This window comes from Pontivivens insulae (assembly GCF_900302495.1).
GTDB lineage: Bacteria > Pseudomonadota > Alphaproteobacteria > Rhodobacterales > Rhodobacteraceae > Pontivivens > Pontivivens insulae.
In genome coordinates, this window is sequence record NZ_OMKW01000001.1 from 352420 (window position 1) to 368541 (window position 16122).

Sequence of the window (16122 nt, forward strand, 5' to 3'; positions counted from 1 at the left end):
GTTGTTTTAGCGTTGGTCGTTATCGGAAATATGACAGTTTAAGCGTCTGATTTAATTATGCCATTTTATTGAAAACTAGTTCTGTGACACAGGCAGCCAGATCGTGAACGAACTTCCTTGCTCAAGCTCCGACTCAACAGCCAGCTCACCGCCATGTCGCGCTAGAATGTGTTTCACGATTGCGAGGCCCAGCCCGGTGCCCCCCTGCTCCTTACTCTTCTTGGCGGACACGCGATAGAACCGCTCGGTCAAGCGGTGAAGGTGTTCCCTCGCGATGCCTGGGCCCGTATCTTCAATGGCAATGCCGACCATCCTTGGTCGCGGCGGCACGCTGCTTGCAGCACTTACCGTGACACTGACCCCCTGCCCGCCATATTTCAGCGCGTTCTCTGTCAGGTTGGTGATCACCTGTGCGATCTGGTCGCGATCGGCAATCAGGGCAAGATCCTCTTCCGGCAGCGCGAGGTTCAGCTCCGCTCCGATTTTCTCGGCCAGGGGTTGTAGCGCGCGCACAGCTTCGCGCGTCGTGTCGTAGAGATCGCAAATTTCCGAGGGCGAGCTGTGCGCCGCCATCTCGATCCGGGTCAGAGACATGAGGTCTTCGACCAGACGCTGCATTCGCTGCGCCTGACTGTTCATGATCCCAAGAAAATGCGCCCGTGCTTCGGGGTCATCTTTGGCATGTCCCCGCAAGGTCTCAATGTATCCAAGGATCGAGGCAAGCGGTGTCCGCAACTCGTGGCTTGCGTTGGCGATGAAATCAGTTCGGGCAACCTCGGTCGCGCGCTGGTCCGAGAGGTCGGCAATCTGAACCAAGACCTGCGCGCCGGGTCCAAAATCCGATACGGGCGGCAGTTGAGCGATATGCGCATTGAGCACACGTTCGGTTCCCCCAAAGAGCGCGGAAAAGTCAATGTCCCGTACCGGGGACGAATTGAACGCCTTGTTAACCGCTTCAACAAAGCGTGGAGCCCGGAAGATGGCGGAGAAATGAAGGCCCGGCTCCGCCCGAGGGACAAGGGAACGCATCGGCCGGTTGGCGTAAGCCACGCGCCCCCGTTCGTTTATGACAAAGACCGGGGACGGAATGTTGTCCAGCAATGCACGGCCAAATCCACTGGGCAGATCGGCCTCTTGCGCCTGCAGGGTCATTTCGTCTTCCGAATGCGTCGGGTCCAATACGAGCAGCAGCGCGCCGCCGGCAAACATGGCGAGTGCGAGAACCAACACCAGTGGAAGCTCCATACGGGTCAATGCAGCCGCGATGGCCGCCGAAATGATGACGGCAAAAAATCCGCGCCAGTTCCGCTGCATCGTCCGCCCACCTTCCTGCATGCTCGTGCCCGACCTCATCTTAACGGCGTCCGGGCGCGGCTAGAAGCGCCATTGCTTTCACCCAAACGTCATATATTTAAAGAGCGCGAATTCGTGGAGGGAATGGCGGATGATCCGCTACACACTCAAATGCGCGCAGGGCCATAGCTTCGAAAGCTGGTTTGCAGACAGCGCGACCTTTGACCGGCTTCAACAGGCCGGGCACATTGCGTGTGCCGTGTGTGGCGATGCGGATGTCCAGAAAGCTATCATGGCGCCAAGCGTTTCCACTGGATCGGTTCCTACACCTCCAGCTGAACCGATAAATGATGGGCCGCTCTCTGCCCCGGCAAGCCCGGCTGAGCAGGCAATCCGCGCTTTGCGCGAGAAGGTGGAAGCGGAAGCGGATTTTGTCGGAAGTTCCTTTGCGGCAGAAGCTCGTGCGATGCATGACGGTGAAATCGACGACCGACCCATTTGGGGTCAAGCCAGCGCGGATGAGGTGCGCGATCTGGTGGAGGACGAAATTCCGATCATGCCGCTACCCTTTGGACCGACAAAAGCGAACTGAAACGCTACCCCGCCACAGAAGAGCAATCTGAAAAAATTGCTTCGTCCGTCCAGCCAGCCGAAACGGGATCGGCGGCAGCAGTGCGCGGATGAACTGTGACATAGATCCAGCGTCCGCCGGCATTCGACTCGATTGCCTCATGGGCAGAAATAATGACATCGCCTGGCTCGATCGAGCCTGTGACACGTGAGAAGGCGCCAGCCCCAGCGTGCAGCAGGGCACGCCCTCCGCGCCATCCCAGACAACCGCTTTCAGCACCATCAGCGACCGGAAGATCAATCATCGTTCGACGCCATGGCAAATCGGGGAGATCGAGACCCTGAGCCTCTGTATCAACGGCGCATTGTGCTTCAGCTTCCAACTCAACAATGCGGCTCACAACTGCACGGTCATTGGCCGCGAGAGCAGAAGTTGATCCGGTACATCCGTCATTGTCGAAAACAGCCCTACCCAGCGTACTCGAAAAACAATAGCCACCGCGGTCCGCCAGAGCGTTCCGCGTGAACCAAAGGTCTTCGCAGAAACTGTCGGCCAAAGCGCTTAATGGTGTCAGCACCAATGCGACGCAGATTGCGATCATTTTCATAGGTTTTCGTCCCCTTCGCCCTGGCGCCCCAACAATACCGAACCGCCGTGGAAAGTCTTGCGAAATGGCGTCGCACTTGCAGCGCAGCACCGTGCGGGCTAAGACGCGGCGCAATCTGCATTAAGGACGTCTCTCATGCCCCGCCTCGTGATGAAATTCGGCGGCACTTCGGTGGCCGACATTGATCGTATTCGCAATGCGGCATCCAAGGTCAAACGGGAGATTGACGCAGGCTACGACGTGGCCGTCATCGTCTCTGCCATGTCCGGCAAGACGAATGAACTGGTTGGCTGGGTCCGAGACGCCTCGACCAAGCCCGGCACGAACGAGCGCAGCTTCTATGATGCGCGTGAATACGACTCAGTTGTTGCCAGTGGAGAGCAAGTCACAGCCGGTCTGATGGCGCTCTGCCTGCAAGAACTTGGCGTGGACGCCCGGAGCTGGCTAGGCTGGCAAGTCCCTGTGCGCACGACTTCAGCCCATGGTGTGGCCCGGATTACCGAGATCGACACCGCAAATCTCGACGCAAAGTTTGAGCAAGGCGTCCATGCCGTCATCGCTGGGTTTCAGGGGTTAAGCGATGAAGGCCGGATTACGACCTTGGGTCGCGGCGGCTCCGACACAACTGCTGTGGCATTTGCTGCCGCGCTGGGGGCCGAGCGGTGCGATATTTATACGGACGTGGATGGGGTCTACACCACTGATCCACGCATCACGAAGAAGGCCCGAAAGTTGGACCGCATTGCCTATGAAGAGATGCTGGAACTGGCATCCTTGGGCGCAAAGGTCCTTCAGGTCCGCTCGGTCGAGTTGGCCATGGCCCACAAGGTCCGCCTCGCCGTGCGGTCCAGTTTTTCCGATGAGCCGGGAACGCTCGTCTGCGATGAGGATGAAATCATGGAAGCCAACGTCATCTCCGGTGTCGCCTTCAGCCGCGACGAAGCAAAGATCACCATGCGCCATCTGGCTGATCAGCCGGGCGTTGCGGCAAGTGTCTTTGGCCCCCTCGCCGATGCAGGCGTGAATGTCGACATGATCATTCAGGACATCTCTGCGGAAGGGTTCACTGACATCACCTTCTCCTGCCCGGTCGATCAGGTCGCAGTCGCCGTGAAGGCGCTGGAAGATGGCAAAGCAGCCGGCACACTGACCTATGACGACCTCGAAACCGACGAAGATGTCTCCAAGGTTTCGATTGTTGGCATTGGCATGCGCTCCCATGCAGGAATCGCGTCCAAGATGTTCGCCGCGTTGAGCGCCGAGAATGTGAATATCAAGGTCATCACCACCTCAGAGATCAAGGTCAGCGTCCTGATTGACCGCCGCTATCTGGAGCTTGCCGTTCAATCGCTGCACGATGCGTTTGGGCTGGAGAAAGCTGGCTGAGTTTGGCTTTGACTTATTCGAAGATCATGTTGGCGAGTGCGTCCCTATTTGGCGCACTCGCCTTTTTTCTGATCGCTGCGCCAGAGGTGATATTTCTGCTTTTCGGCCTGCCCGGCAGCGATGATGCAACCGTCATGTCCAATCGAGCGGCTGCGCTGTTTGTGGGTCTGGCCGCACTTTCCTGGTTTGGCCGCAGCGTCAGAACAAATGAAGCAAAAGTCCTGACGTTGAAATCTCTGATCGCAACGATGGGCTCCCTGATTGCAGTCGGTGTGTTTCATGCTGTGACAAAGCAGGTCGGGTTCGGAGTTGCGGTCGCTCTGGTCGGTGAGGGGCTTTTCCTCATGGCCTACCTAAACTGCCTAAAATCGGCAAAGGATGGCCGATCTGTGTAGCAATTTGCACGAAATACAGCAAATTTTATGTGCAATTCTGAATACTTAGTGGCTCAACCGACTGGATTTCCCCGATTTGTCCGGTAGAGACTTTGCCATAGGCAGAAGTCCGTGGTGATCCTCACCGCATCAGAATGGAGCGTTCGCAGCGTGACCCCAACTTACAGATCCGTCTGTATGCTCTCCGCTGGGATCGCGGTCTTCCTGTCCTTGTCCTACCTTCTTATCCCCGGCCTGGTCCTACAGCTCTTTGGCGTCCCCCAATCAGAGTCGGCAAATCTGATGTCCGGACGCGCTGCCATTTTGTTCGCCGCTTTGGGCATGATCTATTGGTTCACCCGAGACACGCATCACCGCCCCACGCGCATCGCCGTCCTGAAAAGTTCAGCCCTCGCGATGACAGCGATGTTGGTGTTCGGCCTTTGGCAGGTCACGCGCGGCTTTGCGGGACCGCTGCACCTTACAGCCTCGTCGGTCGAGGCGGTCTACCTGATCGCCTTTTGCTGGACCTGGCGGATCGAAGCGACCAAGGCAAGCGCCGAAATTCCGTGACGAGAGCAGGTTCGCGCAACACAACCTTCACTTGAGACACTGGTCACACCTCACTATCCTCTTCCAAACCGTTCGAGCGAAGGCCCACCGACATGAACGCACCGGCCCGCGGCGCCTCTTCTCGCGTCCTGCTTCAAAAACTGCGCGATGTGCTTGCCAGCCGGGAGGGTGCGCAAGAGCGTCTGGACAAGATCGTCCGCGTGATTGCCGAGACGATGGAGACTGAGGTCTGTTCGGTTTATTTGCGCCGAGACGAACGACAGTTGGAGCTTTGCGCGACAAAGGGCCTGAATGCCGATGCCGTCCATCAGACGCGCTTGAAGCTTGGACAGGGTCTGGTCGGTCGCGTCGCCCAGTCGGGCGAACCGGTCAACACCGCGAATGCACCCCAAACCAAGGGGTTCCGCTATATGCCGGAAACCGGCGAGGACATTTATTCCGGCTTTCTGGGTGTCCCAATCCAACGGCTTGGCGAATGCCTCGGCGTGTTGGTCGTGCAGAACAAGGAAGAGCGGAAGTTCTCCGAGGATGATCTTCACGGGCTAGAGATCATCGCCATGGTTATTGCCGAGATGACGGAAGCAGGCGCATTCACCGGTGAAGAAGAGCCGATGCGCCTTGCCGCAACCCACACAAACCCGGTCTTCATCCGAGCCGTCCGCGGGCAGGAGGGCGTCGCAGAGGGTACCGTGATGCTGCACGACCCTCATATCGTCATCGCCGATCCGGTCAGCGACGACCCCGAAGCCGAACAGACCCGACTACACCACGCCCTGCAAAGGCTGCGGGGTGAGGTTGACCGCATGCTCGGCACCGAAGCGGTGAGCGAGCAGAATGAAGCGGCCGAGATCCTTCAGACCTATGCCATGTTCGCCCGCGACCGAGGCTGGATTACAAGAATCGAGCAGGGCATATCCGAAGGCTTGGCGGCGGAAGTCGCTGTTGAAAAGGAACAATCGGCGATCCGGCAACGGATGGCGCGGATGTCGGATCCGTACCTACGCGAACGGTTTCACGACCTTGACGATCTGTCGAACCGATTGATGCGCCTTTTGTCCGGCCAGTCCGCCAATAGGGAGATGCCGGACGACGCGATCCTGGTCGCGCGCAATATCGGTCCGGCAGAGTTGCTTGATTATGGCAAGGCACTTTCCGGCGTCATCCTGGAGGAGGGCGCTGTCTCCTCCCATGCGGTGATCGTCGCGCGTGCCCTTGCGATCCCTCTTGTTGTTCAGGCAACCCGTATCACACGGGACGCCGTGGATGGCGACACTGTCCTCATCGATGGCGATGAAGGTTTTGTCCACCTGCGACCAGAAGACAGTGTCAGGACCGCCTTCCGCGAAAAGGTCGCCATGCGTGAAGAGGCGCAGCAGCAATACGCCGCGCTCCGGGAACTTCCTGCAACCGCGCGATGCGGGTCGACTGTTTCGCTCAACATGAATGCGGGTCTGATGGCCGACCTGCCCTCGCTGGAGGGATCCGGGGCGGAGGGTGTTGGCCTCTACCGAACCGAACTTCAGTTCCTGATCCGTTCGAAAGTGCCACGACGGTCAGAGCAGGCAGCACTTTATTCCCGGATTCTCGACGCGGGCCAGGGCAAACGGGTTGTCTTCCGCACGCTGGACATCGGGTCTGACAAGGTGCTGCCCTATATGCGCCCAGCGGATGAGCCGAACCCGGCCTTGGGCTGGCGTGCCATCCGGCTGGGCTTGGACCGCAAGGGCGTGATGCGCATGCAGCTGCAAAGCCTGCTCCGTGGAGCGAATGGGCGACCACTGGCCTTGATGTTCCCGATGGTTGCGCAGTTTGATGAGTATCGCGAAGCGCGCGAATTGGTGCTCAACGAAATTGAGAAAGAGCGCGCGCTGGGCCACACGCTACCGTCGAACGTCGAAATCGGTGCGATGCTTGAAACCCCATCTCTGGCCTTTGCCCCGGACGCATTCTTTAAAATGGTGGATTTCGTCAGCATCGGCGGCAACGACCTGAAACAGTTCTTCTTTGCCGCCGATCGGGAAAATGAGCGTGTGCGCCGGCGATATGACACGCTCAACATCAGTTATCTCAGTTTCATCGGACAGATCGTTGATCGCTGCACAGCCCACGGCACGCCCGTCAGTTTCTGTGGTGAAGATGCCGGGCGACCGACGGAGGCCGCCTGTTTTGCCGCGATGGGACTGCGCACTTTGTCCATGCGACCGGCCAGCATCGGGCCGGTCAAGCACATGCTACGCCAGATCAACCTTGATGACCTACGCCGCGTCATCGACGGAGCCGCTGCAAGGGGGGAGCAATCAGCCCGCCCTGTTGTCGAAGCGTGGCTGCGAAAGCAGGGGCTCGAAACCTCCTGAGATACGCGAAAACCGAAGGAACCGACCCGATGACGTCATGGGATCCGAACTTGAGCGCGATCGCAATGCAGGTGCGCGCGACGGCGTCCAGGCAACGACGCAAGCTGATTGCTCTTGCTGGCGCACCCGGCTCCGGCAAATCAACACTGGGTGAAGCGCTGGCCGGTAAGCTGACAGAAGATGGCACCAAGGCAGCAGTTGTGCCAATGGACGGTTTTCATCTCGACAATCGTATCATCGCGCCGCGGGGGGATCTGGCACGGAAAGGTGCGCCCCACACCTTCGACGCGGCAGGCCTTCTGCGCCTGCTGCCAGCCCTCGCGCAGGATGACGAGGTGTACTACCCGCTTTTTGACCGCAGAATGGATTGCGCCATCGCAGGCGCCGGTGCACTTGCACCTGATACCGAGGTCGTGATCGTTGAGGGAAACTATCTGCTGCTCGGTCAGCCTGAATGGCAGAGCATGACGTCCTATTGGGATATGACGATCATGCTGTACGTCCCTTTTGAAGAGCTTGAGCGGCGGCTCGTCGAGCGTTGGGAAGCGCATGGCCTTCCACCGGAAGACGCCGTTGCCCGGGCACGCTCCAACGACCTGCCCAACGCAAGAGCGGTGATCGAGCACAGCATGTTTGCTGATTTGACGGTTCGGTAAGACCGTCAGTCGGAATTCGCAGGTTGCACCAATCGCATTGTTGGTAAATGGCACCGCATAGCCCCGTCACAACATATGCGAATTTGCCAATGAATATCCTCATCCTGATGGTCGACCAGTTGAATGGAACGCTTTTCCCGGATGGACCGGCAGATTTTCTGCATGCCCCAAACCTTAAGCGCCTTGCCGAACGTTCCACCCGGTTTGAGAACTGCTACACCGCCTCACCGCTTTGCGCGCCCGGACGGGCAAGCTACATGTCGGGGCAATTGCCATCTGTGACAGGCGTTTACGACAACGCGGCGGAATTTCCGGCGGATCTGCCAACCTATGCCCATCACCTGCGGCGGGCGGGCTACTACACCTGCCTATCCGGCAAGATGCATTTCGTCGGCCCCGATCAGATGCATGGTTTTGAAGAGCGTCTGACCACCGACATCTATCCTGCCGATTTCGGCTGGACACCCGACTACCGCAAGCCGGGTGAGCGCATTGATTGGTGGTATCATAATATGGGTTCTGTCACCGGGGCGGGCGTGGCCGAGATTACCAATCAGATGGAATATGATGACGAGGTTGCCTTCAACGCCTGCGCTAAACTCTACGACCTTGCGCGCGGCAAGGATGATCGGCCCTGGTGCTTGACCGTCAGCTTCACCCACCCCCATGACCCCTATGTGGCAAGGCGGAAGTACTGGGACCTTTACGAGGATTGCGAGCATCTTCTGCCGCCGGTCCCGGCGATGGACTACGAGGATCACGACCCCCACTCCAAACGCATCTTTGACGCAAATGACTGGCGCAGCTTCAACATCACTGAGGATGACATCCGCCGGTCGCGCCGCGCCTACTTCGCCAACATCTCGTACCTTGACGACAAAGTGGGAGAGATCCTCGACGTGCTGGAGCGGACCCGTCAGGAGGCCGCGATCCTATTCGTCTCTGACCATGGCGACATGCTGGGGGAGCGCGGGTTGTGGTTCAAGATGAGTATGTTCGAGGGTTCCTCTCGCGTGCCACTCATGATCGCAGCCCCCGGAATGGCACCAGGTCATGTCAGCACGCCCGTATCTACCATTGACGTTTGCCCCACCCTCGCTCAGCTGGCAGGCGTCAGCATGGAAGAGACAGCGCCGTGGACCGAAGGCAAGAGCTTGTTCAGCGTCGTGGATGGAAGCACCACGCGCGGACCAGTGGCCATCGAATATGCCGCTGAGGCCTCCTATGCGCCGCTCATTTGCCTGCGGGACGAGCGTTATAAGTATGTTCGCTGTGAGCTCGACCCCGAACAACTCTTCGATCTCGAAAATGACCCGCATGAGCTGACGAACCTGGCGAACGAACCAGCCCATGCAGATGCGCTCACCCGCTTACGGGATCTCGCGGATCATCGTTGGGACCTGTCGCGCTTCGATGATGAAGTCCGTCGGTCACAGGCACGGCGCTGGATCGTCTACGAAGCGCTGCGCAACGGTGCATACTACCCATGGGACTATCAGCCCCTGCGCCTTGCCTCTGAAAGGTTCATGCGCAACCACATGGACCTCAACGATGTGGAAGAGGGTCAGCGGTTCCCGCGCGGCGAGTAGAGCGGCTACTTCAGCCCCGGTGTGCCGTCGAACTTCTTCTCCAGGCTCTTCCAGCAGTCGATATAGTCGTCTTGCAACGGGGCCTCTTTCCCTGCGAACTCCGTCAGATGCTGGGGAAAACGGGTTTCGAACATGAAGGACATGGTATTGTCGAGCTTGTGCGGTGCCAGGTCCGCATTGCTCGCCCCCTCGAACGCTTCGCGATCCGGGCCGTGGGGCAACATCATGTTGTGCAGACTCATCCCGCCGGGGACGAAGCCCTGCGGCTTCGCGTCATACTGGCCATAGATGTTGCCCATCAGCTCGGACATCACGTTCTTGTGGTACCACGGCGGACGGAAGGTGTTTTCGGCCACCATCCAGCGCTCGCGGAACAGCACGAAGTCGATATTCGCTGTCCCCTCCACGCCACTCGGCGCAGTGAGCACTGTGAAGATCGACGGGTCGGGATGGTCGAAGAGGACCGCACCGACAGGGCAATAGGTCGTTAGGTCATATTTCACCGGGGCATAGTTGCCATGCCAGGCAACAACATCGAGCGGGCTGTGCCCGATCCGCGTCTCATGAAACTGCCCGCACCACTTGATTGTCAGGGTGGAGGGCACCTCTCGATCCTCGAAGGCAGCCACTGGCGTCTTGAAGTCGCGCCGGTTCGCCATGCAGTTCGCCCCGATGGGCCCGCGCCCCGGCAGGTCGAACTTCTGCCCGTAATTCTCGCAGACGAAGCCCCGGCACGGCCCCTCCAGCACCTCGACGCGGTAGACCAGACCGCGCGGCAGGATCGCGATCTCCTGCGGGGCGAGGTCGATGATGCCGAGCTCGGTGCAAAAGCGCAGTCGTCCCTCCTGCGGCACGACCAGTAATTCGCTGTCAGCACTGTAGAAGTAGCTGTCCACCATGCTTTCTGTGACAAGGTAGATATGGCTCGCCATGCCGATCTGCGTATTCACATCACCCGCCGTGGTCATGGTGCGCATGCCGGTCAGCCAGGTCAGCGCCTCACCCGTATGGGGCACCGGGTCCCAACGATATTGGCCAAGGCTCGTGACCCCGTCTGGCACATGCGGCGCGGTCTTCCAGTACGGCAGATCGAGACGGGCGTAGCGCCCGGAATGCTTTACCGATGGCCTGATGCGATAGCACCATGTCCGTTCGTTCTGATGGCTGGGCGCGGTAAAGGCGGTGCCCGAAAGCTGCTCCCCATACAGACCGTAATTCACTTTCTGCGGTGAATTCATGCCCTGCGGCAGCGCGCCGGGCAGCGCCTCCGTCTCAAAGTCGTTGCCAAAACCGGGCATGTAGCCGGGGGTCGTGCCACCCGCATCAGGTGCGATCTTGAATGTCTTGGAAGTCACGTCGTGCTCCTCTGTTCAGTTGAGATCGCAATATTGGTTGCAAATGTAACTATCAACCGCTACGCGACGCCCATGAACGACCAATTCGATCTCAACGGCTTCATGCCATATATGCTCAACCGCGCCGCCGAGGGCACCAGTAAGGGCTTTCAGCGCCACTATGCCGACCGATACGGCATGCTGCGCACCGAATGGCGGGTGCTGTTCCATCTGGGCCGATATGGGGATCTGACAGCCAAGGAAATCTGCCATCGGGCAAGCCTGCATAAGACAAAAGTAAGCCGCGCGGTGGCCGCGTTGGAAGCGCGCAGGTTCCTGACCCGAACCACGCTCGAGACTGATCGTCGGCACGAGGTTCTTTCGCTCACACGCGGTGGGCAATCTGCGTTCAAGGACCTGATCGGCGAGGCGCAGCGCTACCACACAAGGTTGATGGAGCCCTTCAGCACAGACGAACGCGCCACGATCCGCAAATTTCTGGATATGATGGCAAGCCAGCCCCGCTGACGGATGCTTGGCGCAGATGCTCCTCCCATGCACTATAAAGAAAAAGCCGGGGAGGATGGCCGCAATGAGCCACATCTATCAGCATGCCGAACGAACGCCGGACAAGATCGCGATCGAGATGGTGGGCAGTGGTGCAACCCGAACCTACCGCCAACTGGACGATGCCTCCAATCGCGGCGCACAGGCGCTGCGCGCGCTGGGGATAGAACAGGGCGATCACATTGCAGTGCTGCTTGAGAACCGACCGGAACTTCTAGAGATATACTTTGCCTGCCAACGTGCGGGTGTCTATTTCACCGCGATCAGCCGGTACCTTGGGGCAGATGAGGCGGGATACATTGTCAGTGATTGTGGGGCCAAAATCTTCATCGCGTCCGATCAGACGATAGAGGCTGCACGCCCAATAGCCGCTGATCAAAGCCTACGCTGTTTCACCGTCGACATTGCGCAAGACGACTTTGAAAGCTGGCAGGCGCTGTGCGACCCCCTGCCCACAACGCGGATCAGGGACGAGGCCAAGGGGCACTATATGCTCTACTCCTCCGGCACTACGGGCCGCCCAAAGGGGATCAAACGCGTCTTCGATGGGGGACCGATCGAAGGCATCCATCCGATGATGCAAGTCGTCTGCCTGCAAATGGGTGGGATGGATGAGAACAGCACCTACCTTTCCCCGGCCCCGCTGTATCACTCCGCCCCACTGGCCGTCGCCAGTTCCGCACTGATGTATGGCGCTCGGGTCGTCATCATGGAGAAGTTTGCGCCAGACGCATTCCTCTCAGCCCTCGAAGACTATGAGATTACCCATACCCAAGTCGTGCCGACCATGTTCGTACGGTTGCTGAAACTGCCCGACGCCACACGTACCCGGAACGATGTGTCAAAACTGACCTGTGCCATCCACGTGGCCGCCCCCTGCCCCATTGAGGTGAAGAAAGCGATGATAGAGTGGTGGGGGCCAATCTTGATCGAGTATTATGGCGGGACCGAGGGGAACGGCGTGACGATCTGTGACACGGTTGATTGGCTTGCACATCCGGGCACGGTCGGCAAACCGCTGCTGGGCCGCGTGGTCATTGTTGATGAGACGGGCAGTCCACTTCCGAACGGGCAAACCGGGGATGTCTATTTCGATGCGGGATTGAAATTTTCCTACCACAACGACCCGGAGAAAACGGCAGCCGCCCATCATCCCGAAGGTTGGAGCACCCTTGGCGATGTGGGCTATCTGGATGCAGATGGCTTTTTGCACCTCACCGACCGCCGGGCCTTCACGATCATCACAGGTGGCGTGAACGTCTATCCTCAAGAGACCGAGGATCGGCTGATCATGCATCCGCTGGTTCGAGACGCAGCAGTCTTCGGCATTCCTGATCCTGATTTGGGTGAGGCCGTGCACGCTGTCGTCGAACTGCTCGCCCCCGCAGACGCACCGGCGGACATTGATTCACAGCTCGCGCAATGGTGCAGGGCCGCGCTCTCCGGCATCAAGTGCCCGCGGTCCATCGAATTTACCCCTGCCCTACCACGTACTGAAACTGGCAAGCTAATGAAGCGGGTCCTTAGGGATGCGTACTACCGATAGTGGCTAGGCGGGCTCCACCATCCCAACAACACCATCCATCGCGCCAGGCGCAAGCTCCAATGCGAGAAGGCGATCCAGGTTTGTCGGCGGGGGGTAGTCGAGCCCCATTGCCAAATCCCGCCGGAACCCAAACCGCCGGTAATAGGGTTCATCCCCGACCAGGATCACGCGGCTCCAACCCAGCCGAGCCGCCTCGGTCAGGGAGTGTTGCATCAGCAGACTGCCCAATCCTTCCCCCTGACAGGTCGGGTGAACGGCAACCGGTCCCAATAGCAGGCACTGCGCGCCAGAGACCTGCACCGGCCAATAACGGATCGCCGCATTCACGGCGTCATAATCGTCGCGCACAAGCCAACTCAGCCCAGCGACAGGGGGGCCAGCCCGCAAGCGGTAGGAGGACAAGGCGGTGCGCCCAGGGGCAAAGGCCGTATCATAGAGATACTCGACCTCAAGCTGGTCAGCGGGCAGTTCGGGAAGAAGGCGGGTCAAATGCAGGGTCCTTGACGGGAGAAAAAGAAGCGTCTCGTTCTCACCCTCGTCGCAGCATCCGTCTGAACCCTTTTCAGTTACATTTCACTCCGGTAGCACGGGATCAATCGCCTGCCAAGCCAAGGATACCGCATGTTCTATCGACCGGAAGACGGCCACGGCCTGCCGCACAACCCTTTCAACGCCATCGTCACGCCTCGCCCGATCGGGTGGATCTCAACACGGGGCACTGATGGGTCGGAAAACCTCGCACCCTATAGCTTCTTCAACGCTGTCGCCTATGAACCACCACAGGTGATGTTCGCCAGCACCTCGGCAAAACCTGATCGGGATGGCACGAAGGATACTGTCGCCAATATACGAGACACTGAAGTGTTCTGTGTGAACATCGTCGAATATCAGATGCGCGACGCGATGAATGTCTCATCCGGTCCCTACGAGCGCGAAACGGACGAATTCACGCTTGCGGGTCTCGAACGGTCGAGTTGTGAACAGATCGCCTGTTCACGCGTGTCCGGCGCGCCGGCGTCCTTGGAATGCAAACTGACCCAAATCGTAAAACTGCCAGGAGAGGCGAACTATACCGTCTTCGGTGAAGTGGTCGGTGTACACCTGCGGGATGATTGCCTGGTGGATGGCATCTTTGATGTGATGGCGTTCAATCCCCTCGCACGCATGGGCTATCGGGACTACACCACAGTTCGCGAGCGCTTCAGCCTGAAACGGCCGGGGGAATGACATGACAGTGCTTGGAATTATCGGCGGCTCGGGTCTCTACGAGATTGCGGGACTGCAGAACGCGGAATGGCGATCCGTGGAAACACCATTCGGTGCGCCGTCAGACGCGCTCTTCACTGGGACGTTGGACGGCCTTCAACTCGTATTCCTGCCCCGTCATGGGCGCGGCCATGTCCACACGCCGTCCTCTGTTCCGTACAAAGCCAACATTTGCGCGCTAAAGCAGTTGGGCGTTACCGACATCGTCAGTCTCTCTGCCACTGGCAGCTTTCGCGAGGATATGCCGCCCGGTGACTTCGTGATGGTCGACCAGTTCATCGATCGGACCTTCGCGCGCGAGAAGAGCTTTTTCGGCCCAGGCTGCGTCGCGCATGTCAGCGTGGCGCATCCGACGTGCAAACGCCTTAGCGCAATGGTCAGCGACGCCGCGCGGCAATCGGGCGCCAACGTTCATGACGGCGGCACCTACCTTGCAATGGAGGGTCCGCAGTTCTCAACACTGGCCGAATCCCGGCTGTATCGCGAGGTATGGAACTGTGATGTGATCGGCATGACCAATATGCCGGAGGCAAAACTCGCCCGTGAAGCCGAGATTTGCTACGCACCAGTCGCGATGGTGACCGATTTCGACTGTTGGCACCCCGATCATGATGCGGTCGAAGTGGCAGATATCGTGCGCACGCTTATGGGCAACGCCGACCGCGCGCGCAGTACCGTCGTCCATCTGGCAAAAGGGTTGGCGGCTCAGCGTGACGTTTGCCCTTGCGGCTGCGATCGTGCGCTGGAAACCGCTTTGATCACCGCACCAGAGGCACGAGACCCAGAATTTGTGAAAAAACTTCAGCCAATTGCAGGTCGTGTGCTGAACTAGCACCAGTTCTACGTCAGTTCCTCAGATTACAAGTCGGCTCGTTTGCGCCTTCAGAGGGTTGGCGCAGCGACACGAGTGCGTGACAATTAGCTGTTTTTCCTCACGAAATCGCGCATGAAGTGACGGATTTCCCGCGCAGCACTCGTGTCCATATCTTCACAGAGGCTCACAAAGGCATCCCGCTCATCTTTCTCCACCCGGATGACGAGTTGAGACGATTTTTTGCCCTTTTTGTCGGACTTTTTATCGGATTTCTTGTTCAATTTCTGTCCCCGGCCTTGCTTGTAGAGGCAATGTATATACATTTGATCTACAAAAAATAGAATGCCCCGATTCGGGGGGTCCGGGAAAGAGTAGGTTTGACATGAATATCATCGCTGCACAGGCACTTGTCCTTCGGGACCGTCGAGACTGGAACAAGCCGCACCTCCCGTGGCTCTCCGGTCGTCTTTATCGCAAGTTCCGCGACCGCTTGCGCTAAGTCTTGCAACACTGCCCTCCGCCCGCCAAACAGGGCGAAACGCGGAGGGTTTGTTGTGAAGAACAATCAAATTGAAGACTACATCCGGACAATTCCAGATTTCCCTCACGAGGGGATCATGTTTCGGGATGTCACGACGCTTTTCAACGATGCACGCGGCTTTCGCATGGCTGTGGACATGCTACTGCATCCGTTCGCTGGAATGCCCATCGACCGCGTTGCCGGACTAGAAGCGCGCGGTTTTATACTGGGTGGGGCCGTCGCACACCAACTGGGCATCGGCTTCATCCCTATTCGTAAGGCGGGCAAGCTGCCTCATGACCGCATCGCACAGGACTACGCACTCGAATACGGAACGGCGACGGTCGAAATCCACACAGATTCGCTGCAACCGGGCGAAACCGTTCTGATTGTGGACGATCTTCTGGCGACAGGCGGAACTGCGGAAGCCGGGATCAGCTTGGTGGAACGGCTGGGCGGCAAGGTTGCGGGATGTGCATTCGTTGTCGATTTGCCCGATCTTGGCGGACGCACACGGCTCGAAAAGATGGGTGTCGACGTTCACGCACTCTGCGCGTTTGAGGGGGATTGAGCCCTAGGCTTTAACCTTTTGCTAACGATGGTTTTGCTAGATCGCCGCATCCGGGCGACCGGATTTGTTGCTTGTCAGGCACTGCCTGTGGCGGCGCCTTG

General features: G+C 58.7%; 17 protein-coding genes. 12 read left to right on the forward strand and 5 right to left on the reverse strand.

Translation table 11 applies throughout. The annotated features are described in order from the left end of the window. Positions 1-75: 75 nt before the first annotated feature. Entirely contained in the window at positions 76-1353 is a 1278-nt protein-coding gene (locus tag POI8812_RS01770) for a sensor histidine kinase (RefSeq protein WP_108780804.1), read from the reverse strand. 91 nt (positions 1354-1444) lie between these two features. Here POI8812_RS01770 and POI8812_RS01775 point away from each other — a divergent pair, with 91 nt between their 5' ends. Beyond that, positions 1445-1885: a DUF1178 family protein gene (locus tag POI8812_RS01775; protein WP_108780805.1), complete on the forward strand. Its 441-nt coding sequence runs from the start codon at positions 1445-1447 to the stop codon at positions 1883-1885. A 4-nt stretch (positions 1886-1889) separates the two neighbouring features. Here the strand turns inward: POI8812_RS01775 and POI8812_RS01780 are convergent, their stop codons facing one another. Next, a complete protein-coding gene (locus tag POI8812_RS01780) occupies positions 1890-2471 on the reverse strand; it encodes a DUF4453 domain-containing protein (protein WP_108780806.1) in 582 nt (193 codons plus the stop codon). 135 nt (positions 2472-2606) lie between these two features. Between POI8812_RS01780 and POI8812_RS01785 the strand changes: the two genes are divergently transcribed. The 6 genes from POI8812_RS01785 to betC all read left to right on the forward strand — a co-directional run bounded on the left by POI8812_RS01785 (position 2607) and on the right by betC (position 9403). Further along, complete coding sequence (locus tag POI8812_RS01785; protein ID WP_108780807.1) at positions 2607-3857, forward strand: aspartate kinase; 1251 nt, start codon at positions 2607-2609, stop codon at positions 3855-3857. 8 nt (positions 3858-3865) lie between these two features. Further along, positions 3866-4252: a hypothetical protein gene (locus POI8812_RS01790; RefSeq protein ID WP_146186101.1), complete on the forward strand. Its 387-nt coding sequence runs from the start codon at positions 3866-3868 to the stop codon at positions 4250-4252. A 282-nt stretch (positions 4253-4534) separates the two neighbouring features. Beyond that, positions 4535-4804, forward strand: coding sequence for a hypothetical protein (locus POI8812_RS01795; protein WP_146186102.1), 270 nt, complete (start codon positions 4535-4537; stop codon positions 4802-4804). Positions 4805-4896: 92 nt separating this feature from the next. Then, entirely contained in the window at positions 4897-7158 is a 2262-nt protein-coding gene (ptsP, locus tag POI8812_RS01800; RefSeq protein WP_108780810.1) for a phosphoenolpyruvate--protein phosphotransferase, read from the forward strand. Between the two features lie 29 nt (positions 7159-7187). Next, the gene (locus POI8812_RS01805) at positions 7188-7814 is read left to right on the forward strand and encodes a nucleoside/nucleotide kinase family protein (protein ID WP_108780811.1); all 627 of its coding nucleotides are present in this window, start codon (positions 7188-7190) and stop codon (positions 7812-7814) included. Between the two features lie 89 nt (positions 7815-7903). After that, on the forward strand, positions 7904-9403 hold the full coding sequence (gene betC / locus POI8812_RS01810) for a choline-sulfatase (RefSeq protein ID WP_108780812.1): 1500 nt from the start codon (positions 7904-7906) through the stop codon (positions 9401-9403). 5 nt (positions 9404-9408) lie between these two features. On the opposite strand, the gene hmgA is transcribed toward betC, so the two are convergent. After that, complete coding sequence (gene hmgA / locus POI8812_RS01815) at positions 9409-10701, reverse strand: homogentisate 1,2-dioxygenase (RefSeq protein WP_245895261.1); 1293 nt, start codon at positions 10699-10701, stop codon at positions 9409-9411. 129 nt (positions 10702-10830) lie between these two features. Between hmgA and POI8812_RS01820 the strand changes: the two genes are divergently transcribed. Beyond that, positions 10831-11265: a MarR family winged helix-turn-helix transcriptional regulator gene (locus tag POI8812_RS01820; protein WP_108780814.1), complete on the forward strand. Its 435-nt coding sequence runs from the start codon at positions 10831-10833 to the stop codon at positions 11263-11265. A 64-nt stretch (positions 11266-11329) separates the two neighbouring features. Then, positions 11330-12850 carry an acyl-CoA synthetase gene (locus tag POI8812_RS01825; protein ID WP_108780815.1) on the forward strand — a complete coding sequence of 507 codons (1521 nt, stop codon included), beginning with the start codon at positions 11330-11332 and terminating at the stop codon, positions 12848-12850. Between the two features lie 3 nt (positions 12851-12853). Here POI8812_RS01825 and POI8812_RS01830 read toward each other — a convergent pair whose 3' ends face one another. After that, on the reverse strand, positions 12854-13339 hold the full coding sequence (locus POI8812_RS01830; protein WP_108780816.1) for a GNAT family N-acetyltransferase: 486 nt from the start codon (positions 13337-13339) through the stop codon (positions 12854-12856). A 132-nt stretch (positions 13340-13471) separates the two neighbouring features. On the opposite strand from POI8812_RS01830, the gene POI8812_RS01835 reads away from it, so the two are divergent. Beyond that, positions 13472-14077, forward strand: coding sequence for a flavin reductase family protein (locus POI8812_RS01835; RefSeq protein WP_108780817.1), 606 nt, complete (start codon positions 13472-13474; stop codon positions 14075-14077). Between the two features lies 1 nt (position 14078). Continuing rightward, positions 14079-14948 (forward strand): S-methyl-5'-thioadenosine phosphorylase, encoded by an 870-nt coding sequence (locus POI8812_RS01840; RefSeq protein ID WP_108780818.1) that lies wholly within the window; start codon positions 14079-14081, stop codon positions 14946-14948. Between the two features lie 86 nt (positions 14949-15034). Here the strand turns inward: POI8812_RS01840 and POI8812_RS01845 are convergent, their stop codons facing one another. Further along, the gene (locus POI8812_RS01845; RefSeq protein WP_211310362.1) at positions 15035-15211 is read right to left on the reverse strand and encodes a hypothetical protein; all 177 of its coding nucleotides are present in this window, start codon (positions 15209-15211) and stop codon (positions 15035-15037) included. Positions 15212-15484: 273 nt separating this feature from the next. Between POI8812_RS01845 and POI8812_RS01850 the strand changes: the two genes are divergently transcribed. Continuing rightward, on the forward strand, positions 15485-16021 hold the full coding sequence (locus POI8812_RS01850) for an adenine phosphoribosyltransferase (protein ID WP_108780820.1): 537 nt from the start codon (positions 15485-15487) through the stop codon (positions 16019-16021). Positions 16022-16122: the final 101 nt, after the last annotated feature.